We start from the raw sequence: 19,371 nt of genomic DNA, 5'->3' as shown, positions 1-19,371 counted from the left end.
ACGACACACCGAGCCGGCACCTGCAATAGTGGTGCAGCAGGTGTTTCCAGCGGAGCGACGTAGGCGAAAGCGGTGGATTGTTGGTGACCTCACGCGAGGGTGGGACGTCCGGTTCGGCAACGCCGGGCGACCAGGGCGGTAACGACGGACGCAAGAACAACCAGGCTGCGGCGGGTGCCGCGTCGGCGCCGAAGGCGGCGGGCGCGAACGGTCCTGCTCCGCAGGGGTCCGGCGCGAACGCTCAGCCGGCTCCGCAGGGGACCGGTGCGAACACTCAGCCGGCTCCGCAGGGGACCGGTGCGAACACTCAGCCGGCTCCGCAGGGGACCGGTGCGAACACTCAGCCGGCTCCGCAGGGGACCGGTGCGAACACTCAGCCGGCGGCCGGTACGAACACCCAGCCGGCAGCCGGCGCGAACATGCGGAAACCCGGCGACGCTCCTGCGAAGGCGTACGACCCGGCCGACGACGTCCGTCTCCTCGAACGGGCCATCTACGAGGTCAAGCGCGTGATCGTCGGCCAGGACCTGCTGGTCGAGCGGATGCTGGTCGGTGTGCTCGCGCGCGGGCACGTGCTGCTCGAAGGCGTTCCCGGTGTCGCGAAGACGCTGGCCGTCGAGACCTTCGCGAAGGTCGTCGGTGGATCGTTCTCCCGCGTCCAGTTCACCCCCGACCTCGTGCCGACCGACCTCGTCGGTACCCGCATCTACCGGCAGGGACGCGAGGAGTTCGACACCGAACTCGGACCGGTCGTCGCGAACTTCGTGCTCGCCGACGAGATCAACCGCGCCCCGGCGAAGGTGCAATCGGCGCTGCTCGAGGTGATGGCCGAACGCCACGTCACCATCGGTGGCAGGACCTTCCCGATGCCCGAGCCGTTCCTCGTGATGGCGACGCAGAACCCCATCGAGAACGAGGGCGTCTACCCGCTCCCGGAAGCACAGCGCGACCGCTTCCTGTTCAAGGTCCTCGTCGACTACCCGACGGTGGAGGAAGAACGCGAGATCGTCTACCGAATGGGTGTCGCCGCTCCCGAACCGAAGCAGGTGCTCGACAACGAGCAGCTCCTGCGCCTGCAGAAGATCGCCGGACGTGTGTTCGTGCACCACGCGCTCGTCGACTACGTGGTGCGGGTCATCTTCGCGACGCGTCGGCCCGCCGAACTCGGCCTGCACGATGTGCAGGGCTGGATCGCCTACGGCGCCTCGCCCCGCGCGACGCTCGGCATCATCTCCTCGGCGCGTGCCCTGGCGCTCGTGCGCGGTCGCGACTACGTGGTGCCGCAGGACATCGTCGACGTCATCCCCGATGTGCTCCGCCATCGCCTGGTGCTGTCCTACGACGCGCTCGCGGACGACGTCTCCCCGGACCAGATCATCACCCGCATCCTGCAGACGGTGGGTCTTCCGCAGGTCGCGCCCCAGGCGAACGCACCCGTGCCGACCGCGACCCCCGGCCCGGCGCCCGCCGATCCGCGGACCGTTGCCGGTCAGCAGGCGCCCGTCGGTGCACCCGGTCCGCAGGGAGGTGCGGGCGCGCGGTGAGCACACGTCCTCACGACGGGTCGCCACCGCGGTTCCGGTCCGGTGAATTGCGCGATCCCGCGCTCACCGCCGCGCTCCGCACCCTCGAGCTCACCGTGCGGCGCCGTCTCGACGGCGTCCTGCACGGCGACCACCTCGGTCTGATCCCGGGCCCGGGTTCCGAACCGGGGGACGCCCGCGAGTATCAGCCGGGCGACGACGTGCGGCAGATGGACTGGTCGGTCACTGCGCGCACGACGCACCCGCACGTGCGGCAGACCGTCGCCGACCGGGAACTCGAGACGTGGCTCGCGGTCGACCTGTCGGCCAGCCTGGACTTCGGTACCGGTATGTGCGAGAAGCGCGACCTGGCGATCGCAGCGGTGGCCGCGCTCGCGCATCTGACCACCGGTGGCGGGAATCGGATCGGTGCGGTGATCTCCACCGGCAATGAGACCGTCCGCGTCCCCGCGCGTGGTGGGCGGCTGCACGCCCAGTCGTTGCTGCGTACCGTCGCGACCACCCCGCATGCACCCGACGGGACCCGCGGCGATCTCCAAGGCCTCGTCGAGTCGCTGCGACGCCCCCAGCGCCGCCGCGGTCTGGCCGTCGTGGTGAGCGATTTTCTGGGTCCGCTCGACTGGGAGCGCTCCCTGCGGGCGCTGTCCGGCCGGCACGAACTGCTCGCCGTCGAGATCATCGATCGCCGCGACCTCGAACTGCCCGATCTGGGCGACGTGGTGCTGCACGACCCGGAGACGGGCCGCACCCGCGAATTCACGACCACTCCCGAACTGCGGGCCGACTACGCGCAGGCGGCCGCGGAGCATCGCGCGGCCGTGCACCAGGCGCTGCGCAGTTCCGGTGCGCCCGTGCTGACGCTGCGCACCGACCGCGACTGGATCGGCGACGTCGTGCGGTTCGTCGCGGCCCGGCGGCACAGCTTCGGCGCACCCGCACGGCAGGGGGGACGATGAGCCTGTCCGGTTTCACTTCACCGTGGTGGTTGCTGCTGCTGTTCGTCGTCGCCGCCCTCGGCGGTGCGTACGTGCTGGTCCAGCGCCGGCGCCAGACGAACTCGCTGCGCTTCACCAATCTCGAGCTGCTCGAGAAGGTCGCGCCCGCGCGCCCGGGACGCGCTCGGCACATTCCCGTCGCACTGTTGCTCGTCGGCCTCGTATTCCTCACTGTGGCGCTCGCCGGCCCGACCGCCGAACAGCGGGTGCCGCGCAACCGGGCCACGGTCGTGCTCGTCATCGACGTGTCGTTGTCGATGGAGGCCACGGACGTCGCACCCACGCGACTCGCCGCCGCTCAGGAGGCGGCCAAGCAGTTCGCCGACGACCTGACACCCGGCATCAACCTCGGTCTCGTCGCGTTCTCGGGTACCGCCTCGGTCCTGGTCTCGCCGACCACCAACCGGGAGGCGAGCAAGTCCGCGATCGACAACCTGCAGCTCAGCGAGCGCACCGCGACCGGCGAGGCGATCTTCACGGCGATGCAGTCGATCGACACGCTCGCCGCCGTGCTCGGCGGTAGCGACCAGGCGCCGCCCGCGCGGATCGTGCTCTTGTCCGACGGCAAGCAGACCGTCCCCGAGAGTCCCGACGATCCTCGCGGGGGGTTCACCGCGGCGCGACAGGCGGCGGAGAAGGGAATCCCGGTCTCGACCATCTCGTTCGGCACGCAGACGGGCACCGTCACCATCGAGGACGATCGGATCCCCGTGCCCGTCGACGACCCGTCGCTCAAGGAGATCGCCAATCTCTCGGGTGGGAGCTTCTTCACGGCGGCGAGCCTCGAGGAACTCGAGGACGCCTACAACACGCTCGAGGAGCAGATCGGCTTCGAGACGACCCGCGGCGACGCCAGTCGTCCGTGGCTCATGCTCGGAGCGCTCTCGGTGATCGCGGGGCTCGGCGCGGCGATGGTGTTGCGCCAACGGCTGCCCTGATCCACCTTGTGCACGCTCACGGAGCGTTTTCCGTCCCGGACAGGCCACCAGATAGGTTGGAATGCATGACTGACGCAGATAGTGCCGCAGCGTCCACGCGCGCGGGTGTCACCCCCCGATCCGTCCTCGTCACCGGTGGAAACCGCGGGATCGGCCTCGCCGTCGCCCGTCGCCTGCAGGCCGACGGCCACAAGGTCGCCGTCACCCACCGCGGTTCGGGCGCGCCCGACGGCCTGTTCGGTGTGCGATGCGACGTCACCGACGCCGACTCGGTCGACGCCGCGTTCAAGGAGGTCGAGGAGCATCAGGGTCCCGTCGAGGTGCTCGTCGCGAATGCGGGCATCACCGACGACACCCTGCTGATGCGCATGACCGAGGACCAGTTCAGCTCGGTGATCGACGCGAACCTCACCGGCGCCTTCCGGTGCGCCAAGCGCGCCAACCGCGCGATGCTCCGTGCCCGTTGGGGCCGCATGATCTTCCTCGGCTCCGTGGTCGGCCTCGCCGGGCAGGCCGGTCAGATCAACTACGCGTCCTCGAAGGCCGGTGTCATCGGTCTCGCCCGTTCGGTCACCCGCGAACTCGGTTCGCGATCGATCACCGCCAACGTCGTCGCTCCCGGTTTCATCGAGACCGACATGACTGCGGATCTGTCCGACGACCTGCGCGACACCGCGAAGAAGTTCATCCCGCTGCAGCGACTCGGCAAGCCCGAGGACGTCGCAGCCGTCGTCAGCTTCCTGGCCTCCGACGACTCCGCCTACGTCTCCGGCGCCGTCATCCCGGTCGACGGCGGCATGGGCATGGGCCACTGACGGTCTCGCGACCACATCCGAATCTCACTGGAGGACCGACACACTCATGGGCGGACTGCTCGAGGGCAAGACCATTCTCGTCACCGGCATCATCACCGATGCCTCGATCGCCTTCCACACCGCGAAGGCCGCGCAGGAACAGGGCGCGAAGGTGATCATCACCGGCTTCGAGCGACTCCGGTTGATCGACCGGATCGCGCAGCGTCTCCCGCAGCCGGTGCCGCCGGCCATCAGCCTCGACGTGCAGAACCAGGAGGATCTCGACGGTCTCGCCGACAAGATCCGCGAACTCGCACCGGAGGGGATCGACGGTGTCGTCCACTCCATCGGTTTCGCACCCCGGTCCTGCCTGGGCAGCCCGTTCCTCGACGCGCCGTGGACGGACGTCGCGGTGGCACTCGAGGTGTCGGCCTACTCCTACGGCGCGCTCGCCAAGGCCGTCCTGCCCGTCATGAACGAGGGCGGTTCGATCGTCGGAATGGACTTCGACCCTTCCCGGGCCGTGCCGTTCTACAACTGGATGGGTGTCTCCAAGGCGACGCTCGAGTCGGTGAACCGCTACGTGGCCAAGGAGGTCGGCCCGCGCGGCATCCGTTCGAACCTCGTCGCCGCCGGCCCGATCAAGACGCTCGCGGCCAAGGCCATCGCGGGCGACGCGACCGGCCCGGGAGCGGAGATGAACCGCTTGAACGAGGGCTGGTCGGCCGCGTCCCCGATCGGCTGGGACGTCGACGACCCGACGCCTGTGGCGAAGACCGTGTGTGCGGTGCTGTCCGACTGGCTACCCGGGACAACGGGATCCATCGTCTACGTCGACGGTGGTTTCCATTCCCAGGTCGGCTTCGGCAGCTGACCGTACGACGGAAGGCACTTTCATGACGAACACCCCCGGGGCGTACGACGCGCTGATGCTGCTGTCGTTCGGCGGACCGGAAGGACCCGACGACGTGCGGCCGTTCCTCGAGAACGTCACCCGCGGACGGGGGATCCCACCGGAACGACTCGACGAGGTTGCGCAGCACTATCTGCACTTCGGGGGTGTCTCGCCGATCAACGCCCTGAACCGGGCGATCATCGACGCCGTCCGCGCCGAGTTCGACGCGCACGGTATCGATCTGCCGATCTATTTCGGCAACCGCAACTGGCATCCCATGGTCGAGGACACCGTCGCGCGGATGCGCGACGACGGGATCCGCAACGCCCTGGTGTTCGCGACCTCCGCCTGGGGCGGCTACTCGGGATGCCGGCAGTACCACGAGGACATCGCGCGGGCACGGGACGCCGTCGAGAACGCCCCGCAGTTGACGAAGCTGCGGCACTTCTACGACCACCCGCTGTTCCTCGACGCCGTCACCGACGCCGTGCGCGCCGCCCGCGTCGAACTCGCCGACGCCGTGCGCGATTCCGCGCGCGTGGTGTTCACCGCGCACTCCGTTCCGAACTCCTTCGACGCGACCGGTGGTCCGCCGGAGGAGGGTGGGCATCTCTACAGCCGGCAGGTGGCCGAAGCGGCGCGGTTGGTGGCCGAGGCGCTCGGCGAGGACGACTACGACCTGGTGTGGCAGTCGCGGTCCGGTCCGCCGCAGGTGCCGTGGCTCGAACCCGACATCGTCGACCACATCGACGCCCTGCACGAACGGGGAGTCCGCGCCGTCGTGGTCGTGCCGGTCGGGTTCGTCTCCGATCATCTCGAGGTCGTGTGGGATCTCGACACCGAGGCTCGCGACCGGGCCGCTGAGCTGGGCATGGGCTTCTCTCGTGCGGCGACGGCCGGAACCGACCCGCGCTTCGCGCAACTCGTCCGCGAACTCGTCGAGGAACAGCGGGACGGGATCACCGCCCGTCGCTGCGGCACCGAACCGCTGCTCGGGGCCGCGTGCAACGGGAGCCTGTGCGCCGTCGGGTGCTGTGAGCCGCCGAAACGCCCGTCCCGTCCCGCCGCGAACGGATAGATCCCTCCGCGCCTCACCGGGCGGGGTGCCCGACCGGTGAGGCCAGAGGGGAGTCGAACCAGCGCGGCAGCGACCGGCGCAGGGCGCTCGGACCGTCGACGACCACGGCGCCCGAGCGCAATGCGTCCGGCCAGGTCGCTCCGCCACGCCAGATCTCGGTCAGCTCCCGCAGTCCCGTCGTCACCCGGATCGAGACCTCGAAGCCCGGGTCCTCGTCACACACGTCGACGTCGTGCGGCGTGATGACCATCCACCACCGGCGCGACGCGTGGGTGACCGTCGGGAAGGCGAACTCCACGACCACCCGGGATTCCGGCAGGGCCGCATGGTCGACGTGCCGGTGCATGTCCCACATCAGCAGTCGCGGATCGAGGTCGACGTCACCGAGTTTCCCGGTCCACCGCGTGCCCCACGCACCGAGTGCGTCGACGACGGTCTCGAGATCGCGTCCCGCCGGGGTGAGCACGTACCGGACGTCGTTTCCGTCCTCGAGACGCCGCACGATGCCCGCCGCCGTGAGCTGATGCAGCCGCTTCGACAACAGCGTCGGCGACATGCGGGGCAGGCCGCGCCGGAGGTCGTTGAACCGTTCGCTGCCGAGCACGAGTTCGCGCACTACGAGCAGCGTCCACCTCTCGTCGAACAACTCCATCGCCTTGGCGACGGGACAGAACTGGTGGTAGGGCGGGCCCATGATCGGATCGTAGGCCGGTCGGACCGCCACGACCAGCACGGATGTGCGGCTGTGCAGTACAGATTGTGTACTGGAGGACACCGCGTCCGCGTTCCTACAGTCGATCTGTGACCCGGGCCGCCTCCGAGACGGCGCCGAAGCCGGGTCCCTCGACAGGAGGAATCCTCTGATGACCGACATCTCCACGACACACGACGCCGATCTCGCCCTGAAGGCCAAGCACCGGGCGATGTGGGCACTCGGCAACTATCCGGCGGTGGCGACCGAGGTCATCGCCGAACTCGGCCCCGCTCTCGTGGCCGCGACCGGAATCGGTCCGGGCGACCGCGTCCTGGACATCGCCGCCGGATCGGGCAATGCGTCGATCCCCGCCGCGCTCACCGGTGCGAGGGTGCTCGCGACCGACCTGACCCCGGAACTGTTCGAGGTCGGCCGCCGTGACGCCGAAGCGGCAGGTGCGACGCTCGACTGGCAGGAAGCCGACGCCGAAGCACTCCCGTTCGATGATGCGAGCTTCGATGCCGTGATCTCTTGCGTGGGAGTGATGTTCGCGCCCCACCACCGGGCCGCGGCCGACGAACTGCTCCGGGTGACCCGCCCGGGCGGACGTATCGGCCTGCTGAGCTGGACCCCCACCGGCTTCATCGGGCAGATGTTCGCGACGATGAAACCGTATGCGCCACCGCCCCCGCCGGGTGCACAGCCGCCGCCGCTGTGGGGCGACGAGGTGCACGTGCGCGAGCTGATCGGCGACCGTGTCACCGACCTGCAGGCACGCACCGAGAACCTGCGCGTCGAACGCTTCGCGACCGGGGAGGACTTCCGCGAGTTCTTCAAGTCCGCCTACGGCCCCACCATCGCGGTGTACCGCAACATCGCGGACGACGACGAACGGGTCGCGGCTCTCGATCTCGACCTGCTCGAACTCGCCCAGCGTCACGATCTCGGTGGGGGAGCGATGAATTGGGAGTACCTGTTGGTCACCGCGCAGCGGAGTTGACGCGCACTGGAGTCGACGCGCACTGGAGTCGACGCGCACTGCCGGTGCGGTCAGCGATGGTGCTCGGCCCGCAGAGCCGCCGCGACCGCACCGGTGCGGGCCTCGCGGACCGCGGCCCACAGCGGCTGCAGCGCGCCCTCGCGGCCGGTGGCGGCGGACACCGAACCGGCCCGCAGACCCCCTCCGCGACCGGCCACGGTGAGGATCGCCGCGACCTGGTCTGCGGTGTCGAGGACGCGCACGGCACGTGCGGGCAGTGACGGGGGATAGCGGTGCCGCGCGAGTTCGGCGACCTCCTCGGCGATCTCCGTCCGCGGATCGGTGCGGTGCCCGTCGGTGCCCACCGTCGGGATTCCGCTCAACGCGGAGGCGGCATCACGCACCGCCTCGCGGATCGCGAACTCGGCCGCACCGAGACCACCGTCGACGGCGATCTCGGGGACCGCCGGCAGCGTGAAGACGTTCCACCGCAGGGCGTCCGGACCCTCGATGACGGGTACCAGACCCAGCCCCGGGGCGCCGGGCGCTCCCACGACGACACCTTCACCGGCCGCGAGCGCTGCGGAGGCGAACGCCGTACCGGCAGGCAGCGCGCGGACGTCGCCCGGGGCGGGAAGGACGAGATGCAGACCCGCGCCGGCGGCGGTGTCGACGCGGCGGATCAGGGTGAGCAGCAGGGCGGCACCGTCGGCGACACCTCTGTCGGGCAGATCCGCAGCGGAGGCCGTCGCCGCATCGTGGGCACCCGCGAGATGCATCGGCGCCCATTCGTGCAGCGCGTCGATCACATCGTCGGGGGAGGCGTGACCGGACAGCCACGACCCAGCCCACACGGTCAGCGTCAGGCTCGGAGAACTCACCCCGAAAGCATACGGCGACCGCGCACGGCGGTCCGGCGTGGCAGCGCGAGCGGTCCCGCGCGATGTCCTAGGGTCGACTGGCGTGAGCCCACGCGATATCTACGGCGGCGACATCTATGCCGGTCACGCCCGCACCAAGAAGAAGGCCGTTCCCGAACTCGCAGCGGAGCGCGGCGTCGTCGTCGAGGACGCCGCATCCGGCTGGTGCGGCGCGATCGTGGGGATCGAGAAGACCTACGACGGCGACTTCGTGCGGCTCGAGGACGCGCAGGGACGCACCCGCCTGTTCGCGATGCGACCCGCCGCGTTCCTGGTCGACGGAGCACCCGTCACCCTCGTCAAACCGAAGATCCGTCCCGCCTCCGCACCGACGAGATCCGCTTCGGGGTCCACCCGGGTGGAGGGTCTGCGCGCACGCGTGGCGCGGGGAAGCCGGATCTGGGTGGAGGGCGTGCACGACGCCGCCCTCGTCGAACGGGTGTGGGGGCACGATCTGCGGGTCGAGGGTGTGGTCGTCGAACAACTCGAGGGCCTCGACAATCTGGGTGCCCGGCTGGCCGAGTTCGATCCCGGCCCGGGCCGGCGGGTCGGTGTGCTCGCCGACCACCTCGTCACCGGATCCAAGGAGGAGCGTCTCACCGCGAATCTCGGTTCGCACGTGATGGTCACCGGTCATCCCTACATCGACGTGTGGCAGGCGGTGAAACCGAAGGCCGTCGGCATCGACGCCTGGCCCACCATCCCGCGCGGCCAGGACTGGAAGACCGGCGTCTGTCGTGAACTGGGCTGGGGCACCCCGCAGGACGGCTGGCGGCGCGTCTACAACGCCGTGAACTCGTTCCGCGATCTCGAATCGCACCTCATCGGCGCCGTCGAGCGCCTCGTCGACTTCGTCACCGAACCCGACGAGGGCTGACCGACCGGAACCTCAGCGGCCCCCGTCCGCCGGCGCCGGCGCAGGTTCCGGCTCCGCGGCGCCACCCGGCAGGCCGGTGCCCACTCCGCCGACGTCGGTGATGGTCCAGTCCGACGCGCGGTCCATCGTCACCGTGTAGGTCGCGGTGGCGGCGACGCCGTCGGGTGTCTGCTTGCTCTTCGAGATCATGTCGACGAAGACCTGGACGACGAAGGTATCGCCGTCGTTGCTCGCCACCTCGGCCGCGAGCAACCGGGCGTCGGCGGTGTACTCCATCTGCGTCAGCCACGGAGCCACGACGTCCACGGCGCCTTCGAGTTTCGGTGCGAGTTGTTCGCTGACGCCGTCGGTCAGCGCCGTCCGCCAGGCGTCGAGATCACGGAAGTCGACCTCCGAGACGCTCAGCGCGTAGTCGGAGGCGACGGCCTCGGCCTCGGCCTCGGTGTCGAGTCGGCTCTGCAGGGCTTGCAGTTGCTCGGACGAGTCGTCCGTCGCCCACAGCACCCCGAAGGTGACCGTGGCGACGACGGCGAGCACCGTCACGACCGCGAGGGCACGGACCGACGACCACCACGGACCGCGGCTTCCCGCCTCGGCGGCAGTCGGCGTGGAGGTGGCCGGTTCCTGTTCGGTGACCCCGATGTTCGAGGGCCCGGTGTTCGAAGGTCCGGTGTTCGAGGGGCCGGTGTTCGACATGACGATTTCTTCCTTCTTCATCGGGGTACGTTCACGGTGAATCGGACGCTGTCGCCCGGCATGGTCGCGATGGCCTGTTCGAGCAGGGTACCGAGATCCATTCGGCCCACCACGGAACCGGTGGCCTGGGTGACCGGGCGGAGCGCGACACCGATCGCGCCGAGTTCGGGTGCGAACCTCCTGAGGAAGTCGGCGAGTTCGATCTCCTCCTCGCGCCACGAGCCGAGGATCTCCTCACCCTTCAGTACCGAGGACCCCTCGAAGAGGTACTCGTACGAGACACCGAGGGTCTCACCGAACTGGTCCAGCATGGGAGGCGCCGCGACCATCGCGGGTCGCACCCAGTCCACATCGCCCATCATCCACATCAGGTCGCTCAGTACCGTTTCCAGCGATCCCTCGTGCCGGGTCAGGGTCGACAGCAGCAGCTCGGCGCCACGACCCGCCGCGGGCATGGTCTCCTCGAGACCCGCAACCGATTCGGTGAACGTCGCGACGAGCTCGTTCAGCGACTCGGCGTCGGTCTGTTCGAGCAGCTCCGAGGTGGTGGCGAGGAGATCGGGTACCGAGGTGGGCAGCTCGACGATCTCGGTCAGGTGGGCGCCGTCCTCGAGATAGGGCCCCTGGGTCGAGGCCGGGAGGAACGAGAACACCGGTTCGCCCAGCGACGACAGGTTCTCGACGCGCATGGTGCTGTCGACGGGGATGCGGTGTTCGGCTTCGTAAGAGATGTTCATGCGGACGAAACCGTCGAGGTTTTCCATGCCGTCGACCCGTCCGATGTTCACCCCGCGGTAGACGACGCTCGATCCGGTGCGCAGTCCTGCCGCGTCGCGCATGTCCACCACGGCGTGCACGCGGCGCTGGGTCGGATCGATCTGCAGCACACCGACGACGAGATACCAGGTTCCCAGGATCATCACGAGGGCCAGGGCGAGTGCGGACATCCAGGCCGGAATTCGGGTCACGGGATCGCTCCGATCATGCGCAGGAGAACCAGTCCGTCGGCCGCCGGACTCCCCTCGTTACCGGCGATGGTCACCTCACGGATGTCGATGCCGGGTTCGAGCAGGAAGGGGACGAGCTTCTCGTCGACGAGCTCCACGAGTTCTGCTGCGTTGCCGCGCAGTTCGGTGGCGTTCGGCGACGGTTCGCGCAGCAGCGGAGTGAGGATCTCGAGGTTGTCGTTGATGTGCGGGAGGCGGGGGATCAACCATTCCAGGCCCGTGACCATGGTGTTCACGTCGATGACGATGTTGAGCACGGCCTCCATGAAGTAAGGCACCCGGTCGAGACGCCGACGTGCGGTGTCGGAGAACAGGAACCCCACGTCGTCGCGTGCGGCATCGAGACGCTGGGACAGGTCCTCCGTCGCGACGACGATGCGATCGATCTGGTCGATGTTCGCGGCGGCCTCGCTCAGATCGTTGGAGATGACCGCCGACAACTCACGGGTCTCCTGCGTGTCCTCGGGCAGCACGTCGTTCAGCCGCGCAAGCGAATCCTGCAGGCGGGTCAGGCTTCCGCCGTTGACGAACATCGCGATGCGTTCGAGCATGTCCTCGATCTGCGGACCCGGATCCGTGTCCTGCAACGGGATCGTGTCGCCGTCCTGCAAGGGTGCGCCGCTGCCGTCCTTCGGGGGGAGCAGAGCGACGTAGATGTCGCCGAGCACGGTGTTCTGCCGCAGTTCGGCGCGGGTGCCCGCAGGCACGACCACCGACTCGCATACGTCGATCCGGGCAACGGCGCTGTGCGGCTCGAGATCGATCGCCCGCAGGGTGCCGACCGAGATGCCTTCGGAGCGGACGTCCGCCCCGGCCGGCAGGCTCAGCAGCGATTCGAATTCGAGGTTCAGCCGGTAGGTCGGTCCGCGCACCCCGGAGCCGGGCAGCGCGTGGTCGCTTGGGTCGAAACTGCATCCGCACAATGCCACCAGAGCGGTGAGGACCGCACCGATGAGAAGGCGGGACCGGGAGAACGAACGGGTCACGGCGTTGCTCCGATCGTCGACAGGACCAGCTGAGGCAGCGGCACCGACACCGAGCGGGACGACACCACGGTGCAGCTGTCGGGTGCGATCTGCTCGAGTGCCGTGCACGTCAGCGCGGCATCGGGGGTCGGCACCTCGGCGCGGGCGGGATCGAGTTCGACGGCGACCGACCCCGGGTGGGACTGCACCATGGTCTCGAGCATCGTGATCGTGCCGGGAATGGTGGCGAGCAGCTCACTCGAGCTCTCCGCCTGGGTGCGCAACATCGTCAGCGTGGGCAGCGTCGAGTTCAGGGCGTTCATCAGGTACGGGAAGTGCTCGTTGAACAGCCGGTCGAGAGGTCCGACGGCCAGTGACAGCTTCTCGACGAGGATCTTCGCCACGACGAGCATCTGCTCGATGCCCGCCAGGCCCGGGGCGAACGTCTGGATGGTGGACTTGACGTTCTCCCAGTCGCCGGTGAGCAGGGTCGTCATCTCGGCCGAGTTGTCGAGGATCTGCCCCAGCTGGTCCATGAAGTTGTCGGGGGAGGAGAGCAGGTCCGCGAGGTCGCGCAGTTCTCGGTTGAGTGTCGGTCCCAGGTCCTCGAACTCGCGTCCGGCGTCCTTCAATGCGGTTTCGAGCGGCGCGGTCCCGTCGGGTCCGCGCTCGGTCATCTGCCGCACGAGTTCGGAGAACGATCCGAGCGCGTCCGACACGCTGACCGGGGTGCGGGTGTGCGCCGTGTCGATGCACGTCTCCCGCGACAGGGTCGGTCCCGGCCGGGGATCGGCGTCGACGAGTTCGAGTCTGCGGTCGGTGAGGATGGACGCGTTGGTGATCACCGCGCCGGTCTCGGCGGGAAGCTCGCGGTCACCGACGGTCATGTCGACGCGCACGCGCGCACCGTCGGGTTCGATCCGGTCCACGGTCCCGACCGAGATCCCGCGGATGGTGACCGGGGAACCGGGGTAGAGGCCGTAGGAGTCCTCGAAGTACGCGCAGATCGAGGTGTCGTCCCCCGAGGTCGCGGCGAAGGCGGTCGCGCCGGCCACGGCCAGCGCCACGACCGTCACCGCGGGAACGAGTCGTCGTGTAGTCGTCGTCAGTGTTCGCACGTCAGCACCGTGTTCCCGGCATCGGGAGACAGACGTCGGGTCGCTGGACCGTCAGTCCGCTCTGGTCGACAAGGGCCTGGCCTTCGGGACCGGCGACGGCCGCGAGTCCCGTGAGGGTGGCACGGAGGGATTCCGTCATCGACTCGACGGAGGCCGACAGTTCCGCACTGCTGTCGGCGGCTTCGACGAGATGCGGGATGATCGGTTCGACCTTTTCCTGGTACGGGCCGCTGAGGAAGTCGAACAGCAGCCCGGCGAGCCCGGAGAGCCCGTCGGCGAAGATCTTCACGTCCTGATGGGCCTCGACGATCTTGGGGCCGAGGATCGCGTAGCCGCGGATGATCTCGAGCGCGAGTTCCTTGTTGTCGTTGGCGGTGCGGAGATATTCGTTGGACAGCTCGAGCAGGCTTTCGATCTGGTCCTTCTGATTCGCGATGACGTCCATGACGGCTTCGAGATCGGTGACCGTGATCCGCACCGAATCCGGGGATTCGCCGAGCAGCGCAGCGGTCTTGTCCAGGGCGGTGCGCAGTGCCTGCGTGTCGAGTTCTTCCACCACCTCGGTGGCCTCCTCGAACATGTCGTTCACCAGGAACGGCAGTGCTGCGCGGTTCTCGGGGATCGGTTCGGTGAGCGGCTGCCGGCCGGCCGGGTGCACCGCGAGGTACAGGCCCCCGATGGGAGTGAGCATCCGCACCGACACGGAGGTCTGGTCTCCGACGAAATGCTCGGATTCCACGGTGAATTCGACGTCGACGTGGTCGTCGGCGAGGTTCAGACCGGTGACCGATCCGACCGGCACACCCGCGATGCGCACGTCGTCGCCGGCAGCGAGCCCCGCCGATTCCGGTAGTTCGAGCCGATAGGTCGTCGAACCGACCGGTCGCAGATAGAGCACGAGGACGATTCCCGCGACGAGGGCGAGGACGATCAGACCCGACAGCGCCCACCACATCTGGGTGCGGGGATCGGCGTCCTCGGCGCCGAAGTCGAGTCGTCCGAACAGACGGGTGCGCATCAGGCACCTCCGTTGCAGATGGTCAGGGGACGGCCCTGGAGCAGAATGTCGGCCTCGATCGGCAACTGCACCGCGCCGTTGCTGCACTGTCGGGACTCGTCCACGCGCGGCACCAGGGAATTGATGCCCTCGAAGATCCCCGGCAGCACCGACAGGGTGTCGATGGCCGTCTGTGGATCCGGGATCACCTGGTCCACGCGGACGATGAAATCATCGTTGCGTTCGAGGAATCCCTCGTGCTCGGCGGGCGCGCCGAGACCGAGCTGGGAGAGCAGGTTCACCGTGCGGTCGACCTCCGCCATCTCGAGTGCACCGAGCTTGGTCAGGGACAGGAACTCGGTCATACGTGTCACCAGCGGTGTGAAGATCGAATGGAAGACCTCGAGGATGTTCTCGAGATTCTCGGACCGGCCTTCGAGTTGCTCGTTGAGGGCCGTGAAGTTGTCGAGCAGGGTGCTCATCAGCGCGCTTCGGTCCTCGGCGTAGCTCGCGAGTTCGGCGATGTCGCGCATCACCGGGGTCGGACTGGACTCGCTGCCCTCGATCAACGCGGCCACATTCGTGGCGAGCCGATTGTAGACGGCCGGATCGGCCTCGCGCAGAAGCGGTTTGAGCCCGTTGAACACCGTGGTGATGTCGAACGAGTCGACGGTGTTCACGACCAGCCCCGACGGGTCGACCTCCTGGCCACCCTCCTCGCTGCGATCGAGTTCGAGATAGCGCTGGCCCGTGAGGTTCTGGAACTTCACGAGCAGCCGGTCCGACTCGCGCAGACGGTACTCCTCGAGCACCGTGAAGTCGACGAGCGCACGGTTGCCGTCGGACACCGAGATGTCGGTGACCTTGCCGATCTGTACGCCCCGCAGGCGCACGTCGGCGTTCTCCTTGAGGCCGAAGACGTCACCGAACTGGGCCTTGTAGGCGACGGTCGATCCGCCGACGGGACGTTCGATCGCCTGCACGATCAGCACGATGATCAGGACGACGACGCCGGCGAGCAGGGCGAGCCGGACGGCTGCCTGGCGTGGAGTTCTCATCGGGTACCCCCGGTGGTTTCGAGCGGAACCCGGAAGGCCGGGAAGGTGTCGACGAGCACGTCCACCCCCAGGACCACCCGGTCGCCCTGGTGCTGCAGGGCACCGTCTGCGCCGTCGACGAGCCTGTCGACCTGATCGGGGGTGACCCCTCCCAGGCTCTGGTTCAGCGGGATCAGGATGTCGAGCAGCATGTCGACGGCAGACGAAGTGGGGCCGAGCGCGCCGACGATCTCACCCGAGAGTGCGAGCACCAGATGCGAGACCTCGGTGATCGTCTCGCTTGCCTGCTGCGTGCGGAAATCGTCCTCGAGTTCCTCGACGGACGCGATGGCCGACAGAGTGTTCAGTGCCGACGGGGTGAACGCCGCGACACCTTCGGAGACATCCGCGAATTTCGGCAGCAGCTCACTGAGCGGCTCGTTCTGGGTGCGGGCGATGTTGCGCATCACGAGCAGCGACGAGGCGAGCAGCGGCGCCATCTGCTGGGTCAGTTCGGCGGCACTGTCGATCGAGTCCGACAGCTGTGGGGTGACCACGTCGAGCAGGAGACGACCGGAATCGCGCAGCACGGTGGTGACGGTGTAGTCCCCGACATCGCCGAGGGCGAGGGTGCTGCCGGCTCGGATCGGCTCGCCGCCCGGCATCGGGATGAGTTCGAGTGCGGTGGAGCCGAAGATGTTCGACGAGACGAAACGGGTGTGCATCGCCGTCGACAGCTCGTCGACGTGCTCCTCGTCGACACCGAGCGTGACGATCTGTTGCTGCGGCCCCTGCGGTTCGACCTCGATCACCGATCCGATCGACATGCCCCGCAGACGCACGGCGGTGTCGGTGGAGACTCCGTCGCCGAGATTCGATGCGGTGACGGCGAACTGCACCTCACCGGAGCGGTCGGGCTGCGACGCCCACCAGGCCACGGTGACGACGAGTGCGGCGGCGACCACGACGGCGAGCCCGCGGATCCGCAGTCCGCGGCGACTGGGGCCGAAGCCCGAATACTGTGCTGAGCTCACTGATTCCTCACCCCGAGAAGCTGATCGTCGCGTCGAGGCCCCACATGACGAGCGTGAGCACCATGTCGGTGGTCACGATCAGCACGAGGCTCGCCCGGATGGCCCTGCCCGAGGCGATCCCGACCCCCTCGGGACCACCGCTCGCGTGATAGCCCTGGTAGGCGTGCACGAGCGTCACGACCAGGACGAACACGATCACCTTGATCAGCGAGTAGATCAGGTCGATCGGCTCGGTGAACATGTGGAAGTAGTGGTCGTAGGCGCCCGACCCCTGACCCTGCACCACGGTGACGGTCGCGCCGGTGGCGGCGAATCCGAGCGCGAGCGCGATCAGATAGGACGGGACGACGGCGCCGACGGCGGCGATGAGCCGGGTGGAGACGACGTAGGGGATCGAGTCGATGGCCTGGGCTTCGAGCGCGTCGATCTCCTCCGAGATCCGCATGGCGCCGACCTCGGCGGTGATGCGGCAGCCGGCCTGGGCGGCGAATCCGATCGCCGCAATGAGGGGAGCGAGCTCGCGTGGATTCGCGAGGGCCGACATGGCGCCGGTCAGCGGTCCCATCCCGAGCATGTCGAGCGCGGAGAAGCCGACGAGACCGACCATCGCCCCGGCGACGATGCCGAGGATGGCCAGCACCGGTGCGACGCCTCCGCCGACGATGACCGCGCGGCCGTTGCCCCATGTCAGGTCGGTGAAGATGGCGACGGTCTGGCGGCGGTTGCGGCGCAGGGCGTGGCCGATGCCGCGGAACGAGACGACGACGAAGTGCAGGTAGAGCCCGAGGGATTCGATCGGGTTCCACGCCCGGCCGGCGTGGCGCGTCCACCGCAGACCGCGGGGACGATAGGGCGACGGCGTGGCAACGGATCCGCTGCGTGTGGCGCTCATCAGAGGAACCTCATGGGGACGAACATCAGGACCACCTGGGTGATGAAGAGGTTGACGACCATGCAGGCGATGATGCTGAGCACCACGGCCGCATTGACGCTGTCCGCGACGCCCTTCGGGCCACCCTTGGCTTCGAGGCCCCGTTGGCTGGAGATGATCGCCACCACGTAACCGAAGACCGCGGCCTTGAACAGGCAGACGATCAGGTCGGTGGTCGAGGCGAAACTGCCGAACGACAACCAGTACGAGCCGGGGGCGACCCCCTGGCCGAGCGAGGCCACGGCGAAGCTCGCAAGGATGCTCATGAGGATGATCAGCACCGACAACATCGGGGCGACGACGACCATCGCCAGGATGCGGGGGGAGACCAACCTGCGCTGGGGGTCGATGCCGAGGGTGCGCAGCGCGTCGATCTCCTCCCGGATGGTGCGCGAGGCGAGGTCGGCCGAGATGGCCGAACCACCGGCACCACCGATGAGCAGGGCCGCGGCCAGGGGCGCGATCTGCTGCATCACTCCCATGCCGCCCACCGCGCCGGCCATGGAGTTGGCGCCGACGTTGTCGGTCATGCTGCCGACCTGGACGGCGATGACGACGCCGAGCGGCAGCGCCACCAGAACTGCGGGCACGGCCGAGACGGAGATGAAGAACCATCCCTGAACGATTGCTTCCCGCATCGGGAAACGACCGCGTGCGATGTCGACGATCAGGTATGCGGTGGAGCGGAACGCCAGACGGAGCGTGCGTCCGAATGTGCGTGTGGAGTCGGCGGTGCGTGTGACCACGGCACCTCCGAACGGCCGCTCACCCCGGACGTCTGCGTCCGCGGGTCGCGAGGTCTTCATCGAGCCCCCTGATGAACTGACACTGAATCGATTGGTACTGGGTGGAACCGGGCACGGAAGCAACCGGATACCCGAGTCGGGTACTTGCAGGACGGCCGACGACTGCAGCATCGGCTCGCGTCCGCTACGAGCGGACGCGTGTACGGCGGTGAGGACCGGTGGGTCAGATCCCCAGCGCGGCGCGGGCTTCCGGGATCATGCGCAGGCGCTCGGGAACCAGCCGGGAGCCGACGCGCATGAGTGCGAGGATCGCTCGGAACTCACGTTCGCGGGCCGCGCTCCACGGCACTCCCCAGATCCGGCGGACGGATTCGGGGAATGCGCCGAACATCAACGTCTTCACCGGCCGCCCCGTCAACTTCTCGAGGACGGCGGGAAGGGGCCGGGGGAGTGCGGCGAGTTTCGGCTCGAGGGTTGCGATCACGTCCTGTTCGTCGACGAGTTGCTGCATCCGCCGGGTTCCGGGCGACATCGCGAGCTTGTCGGCGACCCCTCGGTCGACGTAGGCGCGAAGAGCTGCCACGTCGTCCGGCATGTCCTGCTCACGGACGCCGAACAGCATGCCGAGCCGGCAGCTCTCCCGGTAGAAGGCCTCCACCTCCGGTGCGGGTTGCGGACCGAAGCAGACCTCGATCGCGTAGATGAGCGATTCGATGGTGGTGAGGTGGACCCACGTCCACACGTCGCGGTTCCACGCGTGGTATCTCCGGCCTTCGTAGTCGAGTCCGGTGATGGGGCGGTGCATCTCCCGCAGTTCGCGTGCCGAATCGGCGACGTTCTCGCCGAAGTAGATGCGGTAGGTGTACGCGAGGGTGTTCTCCGCGCGTACCGACGGCTCGGTGAACGACTTCGAATGTTGTTCGAGCGCAACCATGACGGTGGGGTGGGTGCCCTGGAGGGAGAGCGCCCGGAACAGGAACATCGGCCAGATGCGGCGATCTGCCAGCAACCGGACGAAGGTGCGGTCGGCGACGGGTACGTCGTCCTCGATGTTTGCGCGAACACGCTGTGCGGGAGTGACTTCCATTGCCGGACTCCTCGGGTTCGATGGCTGGGGAACGGATGC

At 68.4% G+C, this 19,371-nt stretch carries 20 protein-coding genes; 8 read left to right on the top strand and 12 right to left on the bottom strand.

Annotation, left to right across the window (positions count from 1 at the left end; translation table 11 throughout):
* The first annotated feature begins 83 nt into the window (after positions 1–83).
* From ACWPOC_RS13290 to ACWPOC_RS13265, 6 genes are all read left to right on the top strand, one after another.
* The gene (locus ACWPOC_RS13290; protein ID WP_455408816.1) at positions 84–1,544 is read left to right on the top strand and encodes an AAA family ATPase; all 1,461 of its coding nucleotides are present in this window, start codon (positions 84–86) and stop codon (positions 1,542–1,544) included.
* Positions 1,541–2,500: a DUF58 domain-containing protein gene (locus ACWPOC_RS13285; RefSeq protein WP_120282469.1), complete on the top strand. Its 960-nt coding sequence runs from the start codon at positions 1,541–1,543 to the stop codon at positions 2,498–2,500. Before ACWPOC_RS13290 ends, ACWPOC_RS13285 begins: the two co-directional genes overlap by 4 nt.
* Positions 2,497–3,477 carry a VWA domain-containing protein gene (locus ACWPOC_RS13280; RefSeq protein ID WP_455408815.1) on the top strand — a complete coding sequence of 327 codons (981 nt, stop codon included), beginning with the start codon at positions 2,497–2,499 and terminating at the stop codon, positions 3,475–3,477. Before ACWPOC_RS13285 ends, ACWPOC_RS13280 begins: the two co-directional genes overlap by 4 nt.
* A gap of 65 nt (positions 3,478–3,542) precedes the next feature.
* On the top strand, positions 3,543–4,292 hold the full coding sequence (gene fabG1, locus ACWPOC_RS13275) for a 3-oxoacyl-ACP reductase FabG1 (RefSeq protein ID WP_016694070.1): 750 nt from the start codon (positions 3,543–3,545) through the stop codon (positions 4,290–4,292).
* A gap of 46 nt (positions 4,293–4,338) precedes the next feature.
* Positions 4,339–5,145 carry an NADH-dependent enoyl-ACP reductase InhA gene (gene inhA, locus ACWPOC_RS13270; protein WP_016694069.1) on the top strand — a complete coding sequence of 269 codons (807 nt, stop codon included), beginning with the start codon at positions 4,339–4,341 and terminating at the stop codon, positions 5,143–5,145.
* 22 nt (positions 5,146–5,167) lie between these two features.
* Entirely contained in the window at positions 5,168–6,244 is a 1,077-nt protein-coding gene (locus tag ACWPOC_RS13265) for a ferrochelatase (RefSeq protein ID WP_120282470.1), read from the top strand.
* Positions 6,245–6,257: 13 nt separating this feature from the next.
* Here ACWPOC_RS13265 and ACWPOC_RS13260 read toward each other — a convergent pair whose 3' ends face one another.
* Positions 6,258–6,938, bottom strand: a complete 681-nt coding sequence (locus ACWPOC_RS13260) for a winged helix-turn-helix transcriptional regulator (RefSeq protein WP_455408814.1) — start codon at positions 6,936–6,938, stop codon at positions 6,258–6,260.
* Between the two features lie 169 nt (positions 6,939–7,107).
* On the opposite strand from ACWPOC_RS13260, the gene ACWPOC_RS13255 reads away from it, so the two are divergent.
* Positions 7,108–7,938, top strand: a complete 831-nt coding sequence (locus tag ACWPOC_RS13255) for a class I SAM-dependent methyltransferase (protein ID WP_455408813.1) — start codon at positions 7,108–7,110, stop codon at positions 7,936–7,938.
* Positions 7,939–7,988: 50 nt separating this feature from the next.
* On the opposite strand, the gene ACWPOC_RS13250 is transcribed toward ACWPOC_RS13255, so the two are convergent.
* On the bottom strand, positions 7,989–8,798 hold the full coding sequence (locus ACWPOC_RS13250) for a hypothetical protein (protein WP_455408812.1): 810 nt from the start codon (positions 8,796–8,798) through the stop codon (positions 7,989–7,991).
* An 82-nt stretch (positions 8,799–8,880) separates the two neighbouring features.
* Here ACWPOC_RS13250 and ACWPOC_RS13245 point away from each other — a divergent pair, with 82 nt between their 5' ends.
* The gene (locus ACWPOC_RS13245; RefSeq protein ID WP_016694064.1) at positions 8,881–9,714 is read left to right on the top strand and encodes a DUF3097 domain-containing protein; all 834 of its coding nucleotides are present in this window, start codon (positions 8,881–8,883) and stop codon (positions 9,712–9,714) included.
* A 12-nt stretch (positions 9,715–9,726) separates the two neighbouring features.
* Here ACWPOC_RS13245 and ACWPOC_RS13240 read toward each other — a convergent pair whose 3' ends face one another.
* From ACWPOC_RS13240 to ACWPOC_RS13195, 10 genes are all read right to left on the bottom strand, one after another.
* The gene (locus tag ACWPOC_RS13240; protein WP_455408811.1) at positions 9,727–10,431 is read right to left on the bottom strand and encodes a hypothetical protein; all 705 of its coding nucleotides are present in this window, start codon (positions 10,429–10,431) and stop codon (positions 9,727–9,729) included.
* Positions 10,428–11,378, bottom strand: coding sequence for an MlaD family protein (locus ACWPOC_RS13235; protein ID WP_120282475.1), 951 nt, complete (start codon positions 11,376–11,378; stop codon positions 10,428–10,430). The genes ACWPOC_RS13240 and ACWPOC_RS13235 overlap by 4 nt, the downstream gene beginning before the upstream one ends.
* A complete protein-coding gene (locus ACWPOC_RS13230) occupies positions 11,375–12,403 on the bottom strand; it encodes an MlaD family protein (RefSeq protein ID WP_455408810.1) in 1,029 nt (342 codons plus the stop codon). Before ACWPOC_RS13230 ends, ACWPOC_RS13235 begins: the two co-directional genes overlap by 4 nt.
* The gene (locus tag ACWPOC_RS13225) at positions 12,400–13,500 is read right to left on the bottom strand and encodes an MCE family protein (RefSeq protein ID WP_229568047.1); all 1,101 of its coding nucleotides are present in this window, start codon (positions 13,498–13,500) and stop codon (positions 12,400–12,402) included. Before ACWPOC_RS13225 ends, ACWPOC_RS13230 begins: the two co-directional genes overlap by 4 nt.
* Before the next feature lies 1 nt (position 13,501).
* Positions 13,502–14,518: an MlaD family protein gene (locus tag ACWPOC_RS13220; RefSeq protein ID WP_455408809.1), complete on the bottom strand. Its 1,017-nt coding sequence runs from the start codon at positions 14,516–14,518 to the stop codon at positions 13,502–13,504.
* Positions 14,518–15,555 carry an MlaD family protein gene (locus tag ACWPOC_RS13215; RefSeq protein WP_120282479.1) on the bottom strand — a complete coding sequence of 346 codons (1,038 nt, stop codon included), beginning with the start codon at positions 15,553–15,555 and terminating at the stop codon, positions 14,518–14,520. Before ACWPOC_RS13215 ends, ACWPOC_RS13220 begins: the two co-directional genes overlap by 1 nt.
* On the bottom strand, positions 15,552–16,568 hold the full coding sequence (locus ACWPOC_RS13210; protein ID WP_455408808.1) for an MlaD family protein: 1,017 nt from the start codon (positions 16,566–16,568) through the stop codon (positions 15,552–15,554). The genes ACWPOC_RS13215 and ACWPOC_RS13210 overlap by 4 nt, the downstream gene beginning before the upstream one ends.
* 7 nt (positions 16,569–16,575) lie before the next feature.
* Positions 16,576–17,460 (bottom strand): ABC transporter permease, encoded by an 885-nt coding sequence (locus tag ACWPOC_RS13205; protein WP_120282481.1) that lies wholly within the window; start codon positions 17,458–17,460, stop codon positions 16,576–16,578.
* Positions 17,460–18,305: an MlaE family ABC transporter permease gene (locus tag ACWPOC_RS13200; protein ID WP_202399687.1), complete on the bottom strand. Its 846-nt coding sequence runs from the start codon at positions 18,303–18,305 to the stop codon at positions 17,460–17,462. The genes ACWPOC_RS13205 and ACWPOC_RS13200 overlap by 1 nt, the downstream gene beginning before the upstream one ends.
* Positions 18,306–18,468: 163 nt before the next feature.
* On the bottom strand, positions 18,469–19,332 hold the full coding sequence (locus tag ACWPOC_RS13195; RefSeq protein ID WP_159418418.1) for an oxygenase MpaB family protein: 864 nt from the start codon (positions 19,330–19,332) through the stop codon (positions 18,469–18,471).
* Positions 19,333–19,371 lie beyond the last annotated feature (39 nt).

The organism is Rhodococcus sp. 5G237, from assembly GCF_053764735.1.
Note: the sequence above shows the minus strand (reverse complement) of the source record. Positions and strands in the feature narration are given on the sequence as shown.